Source organism: Pseudomonas karstica (genome assembly GCF_009707515.1).
Taxonomy (GTDB): Bacteria; Pseudomonadota; Gammaproteobacteria; order Pseudomonadales; family Pseudomonadaceae; genus Aquipseudomonas; species Aquipseudomonas karstica.
Genome location: NZ_WLYI01000017.1, coordinates 19,395 through 37,191, shown reverse-complemented (window position 1 = coordinate 37,191; position 17,797 = coordinate 19,395). Strand labels below are relative to the sequence as shown.

General features: G+C 59.7%; 11 protein-coding genes. 5 read left to right on the top strand and 6 right to left on the bottom strand.

Features of this window, described 5'->3' with window-relative positions; all coding sequences use genetic code 11:
• The first annotated feature begins 137 nt into the window (after positions 1–137).
• Entirely contained in the window at positions 138–2,543 is a 2,406-nt protein-coding gene (locus GIR22_RS13700; RefSeq protein ID WP_154743847.1) for a sensor domain-containing diguanylate cyclase, read from the top strand.
• Positions 2,544–2,676: 133 nt separating this feature from the next.
• On the opposite strand, the gene dacB is transcribed toward GIR22_RS13700, so the two are convergent.
• Positions 2,677–4,137, bottom strand: coding sequence for a D-alanyl-D-alanine carboxypeptidase/D-alanyl-D-alanine endopeptidase (dacB, locus tag GIR22_RS13695; RefSeq protein ID WP_154743846.1), 1,461 nt, complete (start codon positions 4,135–4,137; stop codon positions 2,677–2,679).
• A gap of 237 nt (positions 4,138–4,374) precedes the next feature.
• On the opposite strand from dacB, the gene GIR22_RS13690 reads away from it, so the two are divergent.
• On the top strand, positions 4,375–4,719 hold the full coding sequence (locus GIR22_RS13690; RefSeq protein ID WP_154743845.1) for a YggL family protein: 345 nt from the start codon (positions 4,375–4,377) through the stop codon (positions 4,717–4,719).
• A gap of 67 nt (positions 4,720–4,786) precedes the next feature.
• Here GIR22_RS13690 and GIR22_RS13685 read toward each other — a convergent pair whose 3' ends face one another.
• The gene (locus tag GIR22_RS13685) at positions 4,787–5,980 is read right to left on the bottom strand and encodes a benzoate/H(+) symporter BenE family transporter (RefSeq protein WP_154743844.1); all 1,194 of its coding nucleotides are present in this window, start codon (positions 5,978–5,980) and stop codon (positions 4,787–4,789) included.
• Between the two features lie 354 nt (positions 5,981–6,334).
• On the opposite strand from GIR22_RS13685, the gene GIR22_RS13680 reads away from it, so the two are divergent.
• Entirely contained in the window at positions 6,335–7,099 is a 765-nt protein-coding gene (locus tag GIR22_RS13680) for a GntR family transcriptional regulator (RefSeq protein ID WP_154743843.1), read from the top strand.
• Positions 7,100–7,135: 36 nt separating this feature from the next.
• Here GIR22_RS13680 and guaD read toward each other — a convergent pair whose 3' ends face one another.
• Genes guaD through xdhA form a run of 4 tightly spaced genes read right to left on the bottom strand, consistent with a single transcriptional unit; the run spans position 7,136 to position 13,186 of the window.
• Positions 7,136–8,440, bottom strand: coding sequence for a guanine deaminase (gene guaD / locus GIR22_RS13675; protein WP_154743842.1), 1,305 nt, complete (start codon positions 8,438–8,440; stop codon positions 7,136–7,138).
• A gap of 22 nt (positions 8,441–8,462) precedes the next feature.
• Positions 8,463–9,305, bottom strand: a complete 843-nt coding sequence (gene xdhC / locus GIR22_RS13670; protein ID WP_154743841.1) for a xanthine dehydrogenase accessory protein XdhC — start codon at positions 9,303–9,305, stop codon at positions 8,463–8,465.
• Positions 9,306–9,351: 46 nt separating this feature from the next.
• Positions 9,352–11,745 carry a xanthine dehydrogenase molybdopterin binding subunit gene (gene xdhB, locus GIR22_RS13665; RefSeq protein WP_154743840.1) on the bottom strand — a complete coding sequence of 798 codons (2,394 nt, stop codon included), beginning with the start codon at positions 11,743–11,745 and terminating at the stop codon, positions 9,352–9,354.
• Positions 11,738–13,186 (bottom strand): xanthine dehydrogenase small subunit, encoded by a 1,449-nt coding sequence (xdhA, locus tag GIR22_RS13660; RefSeq protein ID WP_178122245.1) that lies wholly within the window; start codon positions 13,184–13,186, stop codon positions 11,738–11,740. Before xdhA ends, xdhB begins: the two co-directional genes overlap by 8 nt.
• A gap of 281 nt (positions 13,187–13,467) precedes the next feature.
• Between xdhA and GIR22_RS13655 the strand changes: the two genes are divergently transcribed.
• A complete protein-coding gene (locus GIR22_RS13655; protein WP_154743839.1) occupies positions 13,468–14,127 on the top strand; it encodes a GntR family transcriptional regulator in 660 nt (219 codons plus the stop codon).
• Between the two features lie 2 nt (positions 14,128–14,129).
• Positions 14,130–17,618 (top strand): chromosome segregation protein SMC, encoded by a 3,489-nt coding sequence (smc, locus tag GIR22_RS13650; protein WP_178122244.1) that lies wholly within the window; start codon positions 14,130–14,132, stop codon positions 17,616–17,618.
• The last annotated feature ends 179 nt before the right edge of the window (positions 17,619–17,797 follow it).

The following is a 17,797-nucleotide window of genomic DNA, read 5'->3' as shown; positions in this document are numbered from 1 at the left end:
TGGTCACTCTCAAGCCGCGAGCCTGGATTATTCCGGGCTCGCGGCTTTTTTGCGCTGGTCAAACTCAAGCCCTGTGGCTATAACTTAGGGCCTAGCCAAAGTGACACCCCGGCACGCTGGCGTTTTGAGTGTTGCCTATGCCGTTGCATGCCGTCCGCCCCAAGATCCTTGGCTTTATCAGTGAGCAGGCGTCGGCGTGGCTGGTGGCATTGGTGGTCTTTCTGGTGGGCATGGGACTGACGTTCATCGTCGCATGGGCGGCCTCCGATCTTTATCAGCAGCAGGCCCGCCAACGTTTTCAGTTGTTGGTCAATGAACGTTACAGCCGTCTTCAGGAGCGCTTCGACGATCAGGAACAACGCCTGGGCGGCCTGCAACGCTTTTTTGACAACTCCCACAAAATTTCCCGCAAGGAGTTCGATGGTTTCGCGCAGCCTTTGCTGCTGCGTACGTGGGCGTATGTATGGGCGCCGCGGGTTTTTCGTGATCAGCGCAAGGCGTTTGAACAGCAGGTGAGCCGTGAACGCGGTTTACCGTTCGCCATACATGAGTTGGATGAAACGGGAAAATTGGTGCCCGCGGCCGAGCGCGATGAGTATGTGCCGGTGCTGTACAGCCAGACCCAGAACATTCTTGGCTCGCCCCTGGGTTTTGATCTGTGGGCCCAGCCCCTGCGGCGTTCGACGCTTGAGCGGGTGCAAAAGAGCGTAAAGCTGGCGGTTTCACAACCCATGCAACTGGTCGGCGTAGAGCCAGCGTATGCCATGGGGGTGTTGTTGGTGGCGCCGGTCAGTCGCGCGGCCACTGCGCAAGGGCCTCAAAAAGAGCCCTATGGTTATGTGATAGCGGTGATCAGTATGCGCCAGTTAGTGGCCGATGGTCTGCCCAAGCCGGGCCGGGACAATTTGGTGATGCAGATTGTCGATACCTCCGATACACAGCAACGCGTCCTTTACGAGTCCGGCAACACGTTGGCCCAGAGCAGCCTGGAGGCTACACGTCGGTTGACCCTGGGGGATCACGTCTATGCCTTGAAGCTGCGGCCCAGCCGTGTATTCGAGCAGGTCAATCATTCTTCTGCCGTTAGCATTCTGAGCATGGGCAGCCTGCTCAGCCTGTTGCTCAGCGCCTTGCTCTACGTGGTGATGAGCCAGCGTCAGCGAGCGCTGAAACTGGTGGAACAACGTACCGGCCAGCTGCGACAACGGGAGCAGGAGCTGCGCGCTGCCCATGGTCAATTGCGCAGTGTGCTCAACGCCGCGACCCAGGTGGCAATCATTGCCACCGATTTACGTGGCGTAATCAACACCTTCAACGCAGGGGCCGAGCAAATGCTTGGCTTTGAGGTCGAGCAGATGCAGGGTCACGTGCCCCTCGAAAACCTGCACCTGGCCCCCGAGCTGGAGGCACGGGCTGCCCAGTTGAGCCGGACTTTCGGCAAGCACATTGCGCCGAGCCACGCAATGCTGGTGGAGAGCGGCGACAATGCACACGAGGCTCGCGAGTGGACCCTGGTGCGCAAGGACGGCAGCCGGTTGACCGCGAATATGCTGGCGACGGCATTGCTGGATGACCATGGCCTGTGGGTCGGATACTTGGCGATTTACCTGGATGTTACTGAGCAAAAGCGTGCTTATGAGGCTCTGGCGGCACGCGACCGTTTGCTGAAGAAACTCAGTGCCCATGTCCCCGGTGGCATCTTCCAATTCACCCTGGGGCCCCATGACAATTGGCGATTCATTTACGCCAGCGATGGCATTCGCGACATCTACGAAATCGAACCCGGTTTGCTGCAGCAGGATGCGCAACAAGTCTTTGAGCGCATACATCCCCAGGACACCGAGCGGGTCCGCGCGTCCATCCGCTTGTCGGCACTGCAATTGAGCCACTGGCGTGAAGAATACCGTGTGCAGTTGCCTCAACGGGGCCTGCGCTGGATCCGTGGCGAGGCTACGCCGGAGGAGTTGCCGGGAGGTGGTACGTTGTGGCATGGCTACGTATCCGATATTTCCGACCTCAAACGGGTCGAGGAAGAGCTACGGGCGCTGTCCATCACCGACTCCCTGACCGGGATCCATAACCGACGCTACTTCCAGGACCGTTTGCGGACCGAGATGATCAGGGTCAAGCGTGCCTCGGGAGGGCTGGCGGTGATCATGTTCGATATCGATCACTTCAAACGTATCAATGACCTGTATGGGCATGGAGTGGGTGACGGGGTGCTGCAGGAGTTGTGCCGGCGTATCAGCCAGCGTCTGCGGCGTAGCGATGTGTTCTGCCGACTGGGAGGCGAGGAGTTCATGGTGCTGTGCCCCAATACCGATGGTGCCCAGGCCTTCAGCCTGGCGTTGGAATTGTGGCAAGGCTTACGCAGCACACCCATGGACGGGGTCGGCACCGTGACGGCCAGCTTCGGGGTTGCCAGTTGGCGGGGTGATGAAGGGATTGATGGCTTGTTGTTACGGGCCGATTCGGGGGTGTATGCGGCGAAGCAGGCGGGCAGGGACCGGGTGGAGGGGGAGCGGTTGCCGGGCACCTCTTGAATCTGCCGAAAACTGTAGCCACTGCCCAGGTACAAGGCTGCGATAAGGTCCAGGGGACCTTCAGCAATCTCAAGGCCCAGGCGACTGCTGCGCAACCGTTCGCAGGCTGCGCCAGCGGCTACAGGTGCACCGGTTAGAGCGCGGGTGCCGCCATCGCCAGCTTTGGCTGGCGATACAGGTCCAGCAGCACCTGGTCCAGTACCGAGGAAGCACCCCATGGTTTCGGGTCGTTGAGGATCGCTACCACTGCCCAGGTGTTGCCATTGTTGTCGCGGCTGAAGCCGGCAATCGCCCGTACGGTATTCAGGGTGCCGGTCTTGATATGGGCTTCACCGCGCAACGCCGTGGTTTTCAGGCGTTTGCGCATGGTGCCGTCCGTACCGGAAATCGGCAGGGAGCTCATGTACTCCGCCGCATACGGGCTTCTCCAGGCAGCTTGAAGCATGGTCGCCATCTCCCGGGCGCTGACCCGCTCGGCACGGGACAGCCCGGAACCGTTCTCCATCACCAGGTGTGGAGCGGTGATGCCTTTTTTCGCCAGCCACTGACGTACAACCCGCTGGGCGGCCTTGGCGTCGTCGCCATCGGCATCGGTGCGGTATTGCGCGCCGAGGCTGAGGAACAGCTGCTGGGCCATGGTGTTGTTACTGTATTTGTTGATGTCGCGGATGATTTCCGCCAGGTCCGGGGAGAATGCCCGGGCCAGGACCTTGGCACCCTTGGGAACCGGAGCCTGGATGTCGCGGCCCTGGATGCTACCGCCCAGTTCCTTCCAGATCGCGCGTACGGCACCGGCGGTATAGGTGGCGTGGTCCAGCAATGACAGATAAGTCTGAGAGCTGCAGCCATCGCCCAACTGCCCGTTGACGGTCACCGTGACACTGCCATCGGCGGCAGTCACCGGGTTATAACGCACGTCACCGGTGCACTGTTTGGTGTTGACCACCTTGACCTGATTATTGATGTGGATACTGGCAATCGGCGGTTCGACTGAAATCAGCACCCGGCCCGCGTCATTGCGGGCCACAAAGCGCAGGGCCTTGAGGTTGACCAGCAGCGCGTCGGGTTTGACCAGAAAGGGCTTGTTGGCATCGTTGCCGTCGTCATTGAATGCCGGCAGTTGCGGCTGGATGAAGAAGTTACGGTCCAGTACCAGGTCACCGGTGACTTGCTGCACGCCATTGGCCCGCAGGTCGCGCAGCAGCAGCCAGAGTTTTTCCATGTTCAGCTTGGGGTCGCCGCCGCCCTTGAGGTACAGGTTGCCGCGCAGCACGCCGCCACTCAGGGTGCCGTCAGTGTAGAACTCGGTTTTCCACTGATGGTTGGGGCCAAGCATTTCCAGGGCGGCATACGTGGTGACCAGCTTCATGGTCGAGGCCGGGTTGACCGATACATCGGCGTTGAACACGGTGGGGGTGCCGGGGCCGTTGAGGGGAATCATCACCAGGGACAAAGCGTTGTCTTGCAGCTTGGCCTTCTGGAGGGCTTGCTGAACCTTGGGGGGCAGGGTGGTATTGATCGGGGCGGCGGTGACGGAAAAGGCCAGGGGTAAAAGAAAACCGGCCAGTAACAGGGGGCGCAAAGATTTGATCATAAGAAATGAAACCCTACTGCTGAGGAGGGTGAAAAGGTGAGGGCATATGAACGAAAAATCCCTCAGTGATCATGAAAGTGTCGGCATTATGCCCCAACCTTTATCTACTTGTGTTTGAACGATAGCTGCAAACTGCGGATTTTTTTACTTGGTGCGCGCCGCCCGTCCCAGAGAGTCGGGCAAACGCCTGCTTAAACTGCTAAAGTGCCGGCCGTTATTACTTAAGAGGATTGTTCCATGGCGACTAACCGTTCCCAGCGTCTGCGCAAAAAACTGTGCGTTGATGAATTTCAAGAGCTGGGTTTCGAACTGAACCTGGACTTCGTAGAAGGTCTGGACGACAAGGCTATTGACGCTTTCCTCGACGCATTCCTGAAAGAAGCGATGGAGGCCAATGGCCTCGGCTATGTTGGCGGCGATGACTACGGTCTGGTTTGCCTGCAAAAGCGCGGTTCGGTCAGCGAAGAGCAGCGTGTTGCTGTTGAAAGCTGGCTCAAAGGCCGTAGCGAGCTGAAAAGCGTTGAAGCGAGCCCGCTGCTGGACGTCTGGTATCCGGATAAGCCGATCAATTCGAAGAATTGAAGCGGTAAGTTACAAGCTTCAAGCTGCAAGCTAATGTGGCTTGAAGCTTGAAGCTTGAAGCTTGAAGCTAAGCTTGCCTACACCCGTTCAGAATCACCAGCGTCAACACCCCCGCAACAATCCCCCAGAACGCCGAACCGATGGAAAACAACGTCAACCCCGACGCTGTGACCATGAAGGTGATCAGCGCAGCTTCCCGCTCCTTGGGCTCATTCATGGCAATGCTCAGGCCATTGATGATCGAGCCAAACAACGCCAGTGCCGCAATCGACAGCACCAGTTCCTTGGGCAACGCTGCGAACAAGGCCGCCAAGGTGGCGCCAAACACCCCGGCAATCCCGTAGAAAATCCCGCACCAGACGGCGGCGGTATAACGTTTGTTGCGATCCTCATGGGCATGGGGCCCGGTACAGATCGCCGCGCTGATGGCTGCCAGGTTGATGCCGTGGGAACCGAACGGCGCCAATACCAGCGAGGCCAGGCCGGTGGCCGTGATCAGCGGCGAGGCCGGCACGTTGTAGCCGTCGGCGCGCAGCACCGCGACTCCTGGCATGTTCTGCGACGTCATCGCCACCACGAACAGTGGAATGCCGATGCTGATGGTCGCGGCCAGGGAGAAGTGCGGCGTAGTCCACACGGGCGTTGCCACTTCCAGGCTGAAGCCGCTGAAATCCAGCAATCCCATCAGGCCGGACAAGGCCGTACCGATCAGCAATGCCGCCAGCACGGCATAACGCGGCGACAGGCGCTTGATGATCAGGTAGGTGAAGAACATCCCTAGCACCAACCCTGTGCGGTGTTGCGCGGCGACGAAAATCTCGCTGCCGATCTTAAATAGAATCCCCGCCAGCAAGGCCGCCGCCAAGGACGCCGGGATGCGCTTGACGAGTTTTTCGAAGCTGCCGGTAAGCCCGCAGATTGTCACCAAGACTGCGCAGGTAATGTAAGCGCCGATGGCTTCACCGTAGCTGACACCGCCCAGGCTGGTGATCAACAGTGCCGCGCCCGGTGTCGACCAGGCAATCGTGATGGGGGTTCGATAGCGCAGGGACAGGCCAATGCTGCACACTGCCATGCCAATGGAGATCGCCCAGATCCACGAGGAAATCTGCGCCGTGGTCAGGCCGGCGGCTTGCCCGGCCTGGAACATCAGCACCAGGGAGCTGGTATAGCCGGTCATCATGGCAATGAAGCCTGCGACGATGGCCGCAGGCGAGGTATCGGCCAGTGGGCGCAGGGGCGCTTGGGTGGCGTCGGTCATGGAAAAACGTTCCTTGTACCCGCTACCCTGTAGGAGCGAGCTTGCTCGCGAAGCACCTGAGAGCGGCGCGTTCATCCAGAATGTCCGCGTCAGCATTGACGATCTTCGCGAGCAAGCTGGCTCCTGCAGTGGGCATCGGGAATCATTTATAGGTGTGTGAAATAGCAGGCTCAAGCCTAAACTCAAACGCAACGAATCATTGCTATACAGCCGGCGTCGCAAACAGCCATACAGTGTGTTGGCGCAACGGGTTGTGTACAATGTGCTCTGTTTTTACGCAATACTTGTCAGCGACCCTCTGTGTCGTATTACAGTCAACGTCAATTCGCCGCCGTTCTCCCGACCCGAGTGCCCATGAACGAACTGTTGCAACCCCTCAAGAAACAACCGCGAGCCGGTAAGGCCGGTCGCAGTGGAACCCAGGACGATATCGTCTACGCGCATATCTTCGAGGCGATCCTTGAACAACGCCTGGCGCCCGGGACCAAATTGAGTGAAGAAGCATTGGGTGAAATCTTCGGCGTCAGCCGCACCATCATTCGCCGGGCGTTGTCGCGCCTGGCCCATGAAGGCGTGGTGTTGCTGCGGCCCAATCGCGGTGCGGTGGTTGCCAGCCCGAGTGTCGAAGAAGCCCGTCAAGTATTCATGGCCCGGCGCTTGGTGGAGCGGGCGATCACTGAACTGGCGGTGCAGCATGCCACGGCCGAGCAGTTGGCCGAGTTGCGTCAGATGGTCAATGATGAGCGTGACAGCTTCTCACGAGGCGATCGTGGGGCAGGTATCCGTCTTTCCGGAGAGTTTCACCTGAAGCTGGCCGAAGCGGCGAAGAATGCACCGCTGATCAGCTTCCAGCGCAGCCTGGTTTCCCAGACCTCGTTGATCATTGCCCAGTACGAAAGCGGCAACCGTTCCCACTGTTCCTACGACGAGCACACCCAGTTGATCGATGCTATCGAAGCGCGGGATGCGACATTGGCGGTGAACCTGATGATGCACCACATGGATCACATCGACAGCAAGCTCAACCTTGACGAAGAAAGCGCCTCGGATGACCTGCATGCGGTGTTCTCGCATTTGTTGCAGACCAAGAAGCCAGGACGGTCCTCAGTCAAGCTGTAACCTGTTCGTTCCCACGCGAGCGTGGGAACGAACATTCTAGCGCTGATGCACCCGTTTTCCCGCCGCATACGTCTGCATCACCGCCCGATCATCCCCCAGCGTCATCAATACAAACAACGTCTCGGCAATGTTATTGGCCTGCTTCAAGCGATAACTGAGCAATGGCGTGGCGTGGTAATCCAACACCAAAAAGTCCGCATCCGTGCCCGGTTGCAAAGTGCCGATCTTGTCTTCCAGGCGCAGCGCCCGCGCACCCCCCAGGGTCGCCAGGTACAGCGACTTGAATGGGCTCAACCGCGCGCCCTGCAACTGCATGACTTTGTAGGCTTCGTTCAACGTTTGCAGCAGCGAGAAACTGGTGCCGCCACCGACATCGGTGCCGAGGCCGACATTGAGTTTGTGCTTTTCCGCCATCGGCAGATTGAACAAACCACTGCCGAGGAAGAAGTTCGAAGTCGGGCAGAACGCCACTGCTGAGCCCGCTTGCGCCAGGCGTGCGCATTCGTCGTCACACAGATGTACGCCGTGAGCGAACACCGAACGTTCCCCCAGCAGTTTGTAATGGTCGTACACGTCCAGGTAACCGCTACGCTGCGGAAACAGTTCTTTGACCCACTCCACTTCCTGCAGGTTTTCACTGATGTGAGTCTGCATGTACAGGTCTGGGTATTCCCCCAGCAATTGTCCGGCCAGGGTCAGTTGTTCAGGGGTACTGGTGGGGGCGAAGCGTGGTGTCACCGCGTAGTGCAAACGGCCTTTACCGTGCCAGCGCTCAATCAGCGTCTTGCTTTCCTGGTAGCCGGATTCGGCGGTGTCGGTCAGGTAGTCCGGCGCGTTGCGGTCCATCATCACTTTGCCGGCGATCATCCGCAGGTCGAGTTTCTCGGCGGCTTCGAAAAACGAGTTCACCGACTGCGGATGCACACTGCCGAACACCAGGGCGGTGGTGGTGCCGTTGCGCAGCAATTCCTTGATGAAAATATCCGCGACTTCTTCGGCATGGGCCTTGTCGGCGAACTGGCTTTCACAGGGGAAGGTGTAAGTGTTGAGCCAATCCAGCAACTGCTCACCATAGGCACCGACCATACCGGTTTGCGGTAGGTGGATATGGGTGTCGATCAGGCCGGGGGTAATCAGTGCGTCCTGGTAATGGGTGATTTCGATGTCGGCGGCCAGCGTGGGCAGCAAGTCGCTGGCATGGCCCAGGGCACTGATTTGGCCATTGTCGATCACCAACAGGCCGTCTTCGAAATACTCATAGGAGGCTTCGATCCCAACGACGGCAGGATCGGCGATGCTGTGCAGGATGGCGGCACGGTAGGCTTTGTGAGTCATCGGCATGGTCGTCTCAATTCGTGGCTTTTTAATGAGTGGCTTGGCTACGGCGCGAGGCCGGTAGCAGTTTGGCAATAGGTTCGGCGCTGGCGCAGTGCTGGCCGAAATGGGCGTTATAGAGGGCGATGATTTCGCCGGCGATGGAGATGGCGATTTCCACCGGCAATTTGCCTTTGACCTCCGTCAGGCCCATTGGGCAACGCATGCGTTGCAGGTGCGCGGTGTCGAAGCCGCGACCGCGCAGGCGATGTTCGAACTTGACCCGTTTGGTCTTGGAGCCGATCAAGCCGAAATAGGCAAAGTCATTGCGTTTGAGCAGGGCGGCAGTCAGTTCCAGATCGAGGGCATGGTTGTGGGTCATGACGATGCAGTAACTGCCTACGGGCAGGTCAGCGATTTCGTCCACCGGCTCTTCGTTGACGATTTTACGCACGCCCTGAGGAATATGTTCCGGGAATTCTTGCTCCCTGGAATCGATCCAGCGCACCCGGCAAGGCAGGCTGGCCAACAGCGGCACCAAGGCGCGGCCGACATGGCCGGCGCCGAACACGGCGATCTGCGCCTGTACCTGGCCCATGGGTTCGAACAGCAGCACGGTGACGCCACCGCAGCACTGGCCCAGGCTCGCGCCGAGGCTGAAGCGCTCCAGGTGGGTACTCTGCTGGCCACGCACGAGCATGTCCCGGGCGATCTGCATCGCCTTGTATTCCAGATGCCCGCCGCCGATGGTGTCGAAGGTGTGTGCCGCACTGATCACCATCTTCGAGCCCGCATTGCGCGGCGTGGAGCCGAGCTCTTCGATGATGGTCACCAGTACGCAGGGTTCACCCTGGTTTTGCAGGTCGGCGAGGGCGCTGATCCAGTTGTTCATAATCACCTCAACAGTCTGATCGTTCCCACGCAGAGCGTAGGAACGATCAAGTCAGTTCTACCTCTGGTTTAACTGCTTTCGCCGCCTGCAGCTGCCGCATCTGTTCGCAGCCCCACAGCACCCGCTCCGGAGTGGCCGGTGCATCGATCTTCGGTTGATGGCGATAGTCACCCAGGCTGGCCACGGCATCCTTGATCGCGCACCACGATGCAATGCCGAGCATGAACGGCGGCTCACCCACGGCTTTGGAGTGGAACACCGTGTCTTCCGGGTTCTTGCGGTTTTCCACCAGCTTGACCCGCAGGTCCAGTGGCATATCTGCCACTGCCGGAATCTTGTAGCTGGCCGGGCCGCTGGTCATCAACTTGCCCTTGTTGTTCCACACGAGCTCCTCCATCGTCAGCCAGCCCATGCCCTGGATGAAGCCGCCCTCGACCTGGCCGATGTCGATAGCCGGGTTCAGCGAGGCGCCCACGTCATGGAGAATGTCGGTACGCAGCATCTTGTACTCACCGGTCAGGGTGTCGACGATCACTTCACTGCAGGCTGCGCCGAAGGCGAAATAATAGAACGGCCGGCCTCGCGCCTGGCTGCGGTCGTAGAAGATTTTCGGGGTTTTGTAGAATCCGGTACTGGACAGTGACACCTGGGCGAAATAGGCCTGCTGGATCAAGGCTTCAAAGGTCAGGATGTGATCGCGAACCCGTACATGGCCATTGTGGAATTCGACGTCGGCCTCACTGACCTCATACTTGCGCGCGGCAAACTCCACCAGGCGCTGCTTGATGGTTTCGGCGGCGTTTTGGGCCGCTTTACCGTTGAGGTCGGCGCCACTGGAGGCTGCCGTTGGCGAGGTGTTGGGCACCTTGTCAGTGTTGGTGGCGGTGATCTGCACCCGATCGATTTCCACCTGGAACACTTCGGCCACCACTTGCGCGACCTTGGTGTTCAAGCCCTGGCCCATCTCGGTGCCGCCGTGGTTCAGGTGGATGCTGCCGTCGGTGTAGATGTGGATCAAGGCCCCAGCCTGGTTGAGAAAGCTGGCGGTGAAAGAAATACCGAACTTCACTGGTGTCAGCGCCAAGCCTTTTTTCAGGATCGGACTGCCTGCGTTATAGCGGCGGATCGCTTCACGACGCTCGGTGTATTGGCTGCTGGCCTCAAGTTCAGCGGTCATCTCTTCGAGCATGTTGTGCTCGACAGTCTGGTAGTAGTGAGTGACGTTGCGCTCGGTCTTGCCGTAGTAGTTGGCCTTGCGCACGGCCAGCGGGTCTTGGCCTAAATGACGAGCGATGGCGTCCATCACTTCTTCAATGGCCACCATGCCTTGTGGGCCGCCGAAGCCGCGATAGGCAGTATTGGATGCAGTGTTGGTCTTGCAGCGGTGACCGTTGATGGTGGCATCGCCCAGGTAATAGGAATTATCGGCATGGAACATGGCGCGGTCGACAATCGAAGCCGACAGGTCCGGCGAGCAACCGCAGTTGCCCGCCAGTTCCAGGTTGATGCCGTGCAGGCGGCCGCTGTCATCAAAACCCACGTCGTATTCGATATAGAAGGGGTGGCGCTTGCCGGTCATCAGCATGTCTTCGACCCGCGGCAGGCGCATCTTGGTCGGCTGGCCGGTGAGGTGGGCGACCACCGCGCACAGGCAGGCGGGGCTGGCGGCCTGGGTTTCCTTGCCACCAAAGCCACCGCCCATGCGGCGCATGTCCACCACGATCTTGTTCATCGACACGTCCAGCACTTCGGCCACCAGCTTTTGCACTTCGGTGGGGTTCTGTGTGGAGCAGTAGACGATCATGCCGCCGTCTTCGGTGGGCATCACTGAGGAAATCTGGGTTTCCAGATAGAAGTGTTCCTGGCCGCCGATGTGCAGCGAACCCTGGATGCGGTGCTTGGCCGTGGCCAGGGCGCCGGCCGAATCGCCGCGCTGGTGGGTGTGGCTGTCCAGCACGAAATGACGCTTGCGCAGGGCTTCGACCACGTCCAGCACCGGTTCTAGGTCTTGGTATTCGATGACCGCTGCCATTGCGGCTTTGCGCGCGGTTTCCAGGTCGCGTGCGGCCACGGCCAGCACCGGTTGGCCGACAAACTGCACATCATCAATCGCCAGCAGCGGGTCGCCTGGCAGCAGTGGGCCGATGTCTTTCAGGCCCGGTACGTCTTTATGGGTGATGACGATGCGTACGCCTTCAAAGGCATAGCAGGGTGCGGTGTCGATGCTGATGATTTTGGCGTGGGCACGGTCGGAAAGACGTGCATACAGGTGCAACTGGTTGGGGAATTCCAGGCGGTCATCGATGTACTGCGCTTCGCCGGACACGTGCTTGGCGGCGCTGTCGTGCTTGACGCTGCGGCCGACCCCGGAGGTCAGGTCCTTGGCAAACAGTTCGGCGAGTTCGGCTTGGGATTTTTCCACGGCGTGATGGTTAGACATAAGCGGTCACCCGAGTCTCGATGTGCGGCGTTTGCAGTTCGATGAAGTATTTGCGCAGCAGGTTTTGCGCGCTGAGCAGGCGGTATTCCTTACTGGCGCGAAAGTCCGACAGCGGGGTGAAGTCCTCGGCCAGGGCGGCGCAGGCTTTTTCCACGGTGGCAGAACTCCACGCGGCGCCGATCAGTACGGTTTCGCAGTGCTTGGCGCGCTTGGGAATCGCAGCCATGCCGCCGAAGGCGACACGAGCATCGGCGATCACGCCGTTCTCTATGCGCAGGTTGAAAGCCGCGCAGACGGCGGAAATATCGTCGTCCAGGCGTTTGGAGACCTTGTAGGCCCGAAAGAACGGCTGGCCCTTGGGTACGATGATTTTCTCGATAAATTCGCTGTCCTGACGCGCCGTCACCCGATAGTCGATGAAGTAGTCTTCCAGGGCCAGGGTGCGGCGGGTGTTGCCTTTGCACAACACGATGTGCGCGCCGAGGGCAATCAGCAGGGGCGGCGAGTCACCAATGGGCGAGGCATTGCCGATATTGCCGCCCAGGGTGCCCTGGTTGCGGATTTGCAGGGAGGCGAAGCGCTGCAGCAGGTCGCCGAAGTCCGGGTATTCATTACTCAGTGCGCTATAGCAGTCGGACAGCGACGTGGCCGCACCGATTTCCAGGCGATCATCGAAGGCCTCGATGCGCTTCATTTCGTCGATATTGCCGACATAGATCATCACCGGTAGCACGCGATGAAACTGGGTAACTTCCAGCGCCAGGTCGGTGCCGCCGGCCAGCAGGCGGGCTTGCGGGTAGGCGTCGTAGAGATCGGCCAGGTCGGCGACGGTCAGCGGCACCAGGCAGCGTTTATCGCCGCTGTTCAGCTCGCCGGTTTGCGTCGGTGCGATGGCCTTGAGACGGGCGATGGTTTCAGCCTGGCGGTTGTCGAACTGGTCCTGAGGCTTGTTGCAGCAGGCCTGCTGCGCGGCGGCGAGAATGGGGCGGTAGCCAGTGCACCGGCAAAGATTGCCGGCCAGGGCCTCGTGGGCCTTGTGGCTATCGGGCGCCTCGCTGTTCTTTTGCAGGGCGAACAGCGACATCACAAAACCCGGGGTGCAGAAGCCGCACTGCGAGCCGTGGCACTCGACCATGGCTTTTTGCACGCTGTGCAGTTGGCCTTGGTGTTTGAGGTCTTCAACACTGATCAATTGTTTGCCGTGCAGGGACGAGACAAAGGTCAGGCACGAGTTGAGGCTGCGATAGCGAATCTGCTCGCGGCCCTGATCATCAGCATGCAACTCGCCGACCACCACGGTGCAGGCGCCGCAATCGCCGCTGGCGCAGCCTTCCTTGGTGCCGGATTTGCCCAGGTGCTCGCGCAGGTAGTTAAGCACGGTCATGTTGGGGTCCAGGGAGTGCTCGCTACGGAGTTCCTGGTTAAGTAAAAACTGGATCACGGAAGGCCTCGCAGACTCATTATTGTTGTTAACCGCTTTGGGCCGAATCTAGTCATGTCTGACTTTTCGGTCAATGTTTTTCTGACCTAGGGGTCAAGAAAATGCGATCGCAACACTTTCAATTATGGTCCAGTCTCCTGGAATCGCCGGTTTTTGGGGGGCGCAGGGTTTAAAGGTTGCTTATTTCATGCCAAATTCAGCGAGGTTGGCGTAGAGCCATCAGCGAACCATTTGAGCTACACTGCCGCGCTTGTACCGAAAGAAGATTTTGAAGGGAAAACATGACGTTCAAGGCGCCGGATAGTCTTGCCGAGCAAATCGCTCACCACCTCGCCGAACGTATCATTCGCGGCGACCTCAAGCCTGGTGAGCGGATCCAGGAGCAGAAGGTCACACTGGCACTCAATGTCAGCCGTGGCTCCGTGCGTGAAGCCTTGCTGATCCTTGAGCGACGACACCTGATCGCGATCCTGCCGCGTCGTGGCGCCCATGTCACTGAGCTCACCGCCCACAAGGTGCAGAGCCTGTGCACGCTGATGAGTGAGCTGTATATCCTGTTGGGCAACGCGGTTGCCGAAGGCTGGCAGACCCAGGCCGATATGACCCCGTTCGTACAGATCCAACAGCGACTGATCAGCAATTTCGAGCGCCAGGACATCCGTGCCTTTGTCGAAGAAAGCTTCAACGTGATGCGCGCCGCCTATCCCTTCGCCAACAACCCGTATTTGCAGGAAACCGTCGATAATCTGCAGCCGGCGATGAACCGTGCCTATTACCTGGCCCTGGATCAGCGCAAGGCAGAAATGAGCGAGTACCTGGCGCTGTTCGAGCAATTGCTCGCCGCCGTACTGGCCCGTGACTTGCCACAGATTCGCCTGGTGCTCTCGGCCTACTGCCAGCGCAGTTGTTCCTTGGTCATCGCTGCCTTGGCGGACGCCTAAACGTGCGGCTCAAGTGCATCAAGCTGGCGGGGTTCAAGTCCTTCGTCGACCCGACCACGGTGAACTTCCCCAGTAACATGGCGGCCGTGGTGGGACCCAATGGCTGCGGCAAGTCGAATATCATCGACGCCGTACGCTGGGTGATGGGCGAGAGCTCCGCGAAAAACCTGCGCGGCGAGTCGATGACCGACGTCATCTTCAACGGTTCCACCAGCCGCAAGCCGGTGAGCCAGGCCAGCATCGAACTGGTGTTCGACAACTCCGACGGCACATTGGTGGGGGAGTACGCCGCCTACGCGGAAATCTCCATTCGCCGCAAAGTCACCCGCGACAGCCAGAACAGCTATTTCCTCAACGGCACCAAGTGCCGGCGCCGGGACATTACCGACATTTTCCTTGGCACCGGTCTGGGTCCGCGCAGCTACTCGATCATCGAGCAAGGCATGATCTCCAAGCTGATCGAAGCCAAGCCCGAAGACCTGCGTAACTTCATTGAAGAAGCGGCCGGGATCTCCAAGTACAAGGAGCGTCGTCGCGAGACGGAAAACCGGATCCGCCGTACCCACGAAAACCTTGCCCGCCTGACTGACCTGCGCGATGAGCTGGAGCGCCAGCTCGAACGCTTGCACCGCCAGGCCCAGGCCGCCGAGAAATATCAGGAATACAAGGGTGAAGAACGCCAGCTCAAGGCGCAACTGTCGGCTCTGCGCTGGCAGGCCCTGAATGAGCAGGTCGGCCAACGCGAAGCGATCATCGGCACCCAGGAAGTCAGTTTCGAAGCCTTGGTGGCCGAGCAGCGCAACGCCGACGCCAGCATCGAACGGTTGCGGGATGGGCACCACGACTTGTCCGAACGCTTCAATCTGGTGCAGGGGCGCTTCTATTCGGTGGGCGGCGATATTGCTCGGGTCGAGCAGAGTATCCAGCATGGCCAGCAACGCTTGCGTCAATTGCAGGACGACCTGAAAGAAGCCGAGCGCGCCCGGTTGGAAACCGAATCCCACCTGGGCCATGACCGCACCTTGTTGCTGACCCTCGGTGAAGAGCTGGACATGCTTACTCCCGAGCAAGACGTCAGCAGTGCCGCCGCCGAAGAAGCCGCTGCGACTCTGGAAGAGTCGGAAACCACCATGCACGGCTGGCAGGAGCAGTGGGACGCCTTCAACCTGCGTTCCGCCGAACCGCGCCGCCAGGCTGAAGTGCAGCAGTCACGCATTCAGCAGTTGGAAACCAGCATGGAGCGTCTGGCCGAGCGTCAGCGTCGCCTGGTGGAGGAGCGGGTGTTGCTCGCTGCCGACCCGGAAGACGCGGCGATCTTGCAGCTGAGCGAGCAACTGGCCGAAAGCGAAATGACCCTGGAAGAGCTGGAGGCCAGCGAAGAACAGCAAGTCGAACGCCTGGAACAACTGCGTCAACAACTGCAACAGGCGTCCCAAGCACAACAGCAGGCCCAAGGTGATTTGCAGCGGCTCAACGGGCGGTTGGCGTCCCTTGAGGCCTTGCAGCAAGCGGCGCTGGATCCAGGCACCGGTGCCGCCCAATGGCTGCGGGATCAGCACTTGGCCGAGCGTCCGCGCCTGGCCGAAGGCTTGAAGGTCGAGGCCGGTTGGGAGTTGGCGGTGGAAACCGTGCTGGGGGCCGACCTGCAAGCGGTGTTGGTGGATGACTTTGGCGGATTCGACCTGGCCGGTTTTGCCCAAGGCGATTTGCGCTTGCTCAGCCCGGCGGTGGACGGTGTGCGGGTGCCGGGCAGTTTACTGGACAAGGTTGAGGCGCCGATGGATCTGTCGCCTTGGCTGGGCCAGGTCAAACCGGTAGACAGTCTTGAGCAGGCCTTGGCACTGCGCGGGCAGTTGGCGGCTGGCGAAAGCCTGATCAGCCAGGATGGCTATTGGGTCGGTCGACATTTCCTGCGGGTGCGGCGTGCCAGTGAAGCGGAAAGTGGCGTACTGGCCCGTGGGCAGGAAATCGTCAACCTGAGCGCCGAGCGTGAAGAGCGCGAAGCCACCCTCGAGGCCCTGGAAACCCAATTGCAAACCTTGCGCGCCACCCAGCGCCAGCAAGAAACTGGCCGCGAGCATTTGCGCCGCCTGTTGCAAGACGAAGCCCGCCAGCAAGGCGAATTGAAAGCTCAATTGTCAGCTAGCAAGGCCAAGGCTGAACAGTTGACCCTGCGCCGCACCCGGCTCGATGAAGAAGTGGCCGAGATGGGCGAGCAGCGCACCCTGGAGCACGAACAGCTCGGCGAAGCGCGCCTGCAACTGCAGGAGGCTCTCGACGGCATGGCCCTGGACACCGAGCAGCGCGAGTTGCTGCTGGCCCAGCGCGACAGCCTGCGCGAGCGCCTGGACCGGGTGCGCCAGGAAGCCCGTCAACACAAAGATCACGCCCATCAATTGGCGTTGCGCCTGGGCTCGTTGCGGGTGCAACACGACTCCACGCGCCAGGCCCTTGAGCGCCTGGAAATGCAATCCGAACGCTTGACCGAAAAGCGCGAGCAATTGAGCCTCAACCTGGAAGAGGGCGAGGCCCCGCTGGAAGAGTTGCGGCTCAAGCTTGAAGAGTTGCTCGACAAGCGCATGACCGTCGACGAAGAACTCAAGACCGCGCAGATCGCCCTGGAAGACGCCGACCGCGAATTGCGCGATGCCGAAAAGCGCCGGACCCAGGCCGAGCAGCAATCGCAACTGATCCGTGGCCAACTCGAACAGCAGCGCATGGAATGGCAGGCACTGACAGTGCGGCGCAAAACCTTGCAGGACCAGTTGCTGGAAGACGGCTACGACCTGCACGGCGTGCTCAATACCTTGGCCACCGAGGCCAACGAGAAAGACGCCGAGGAAGAACTTGAACGCATTGCTGCGCGGATCCAGCGCCTGGGCGCGATCAACCTCGCCGCCATCGATGAGTATCAGCAGCAGTCCGAGCGCAAACGTTATCTGGATGCCCAGGACGCCGATCTGGTGGAAGCTCTGGACACGCTGGAAAACGTGATCCGCAAGATCGACAAGGAAACCCGTAACCGCTTCAAAGATACCTTTGATCAGATTAATGGCGGTTTACAGGCGTTATTCCCGAAAGTTTTCGGTGGTGGCAGCGCTTATTTGGAACTGACGGGCGAAGATCTACTCGATACAGGGGTAACGATTATGGCGCGGCCCCCGGGCAAGAAGAACAGCACCATTCACTTGTTGTCCGGTGGCGAGAAAGCGTTGACCGCCTTGGCCCTGGTATTTGCCATCTTCAAGTTGAACCCGGCGCCGTTCTGCATGCTCGACGAAGTTGACGCCCCGCTGGATGACGCTAACGTTGGACGGTATGCCCGCTTGGTGAAAGAGATGTCCCAGACGGTGCAGTTCATTTACATCACCCACAACAAGATCGCCATGGAAATGGCCGATCAGTTGATGGGGGTGACGATGCACGAGCCGGGTTGTTCGCGTTTGGTGGCGGTGGATGTCGAAGAAGCGCTGGCGATGGTGGAGAGTTAGCGGCAAGTTGTAAGCGCCAAGCTGCAAGTGAATTGGCTTGAGCTTGAGGCTTATAGCTTGCAGCTTGTAGCTCCCAGTTGTTGCCCATGTACGAAAATGTTACTGGTGCGCAAGGATGGCAAACCGACACAATTTGCGCCAACTGTGTAAAGTTATCTTTGGTCGTGCTAGTTTAATGT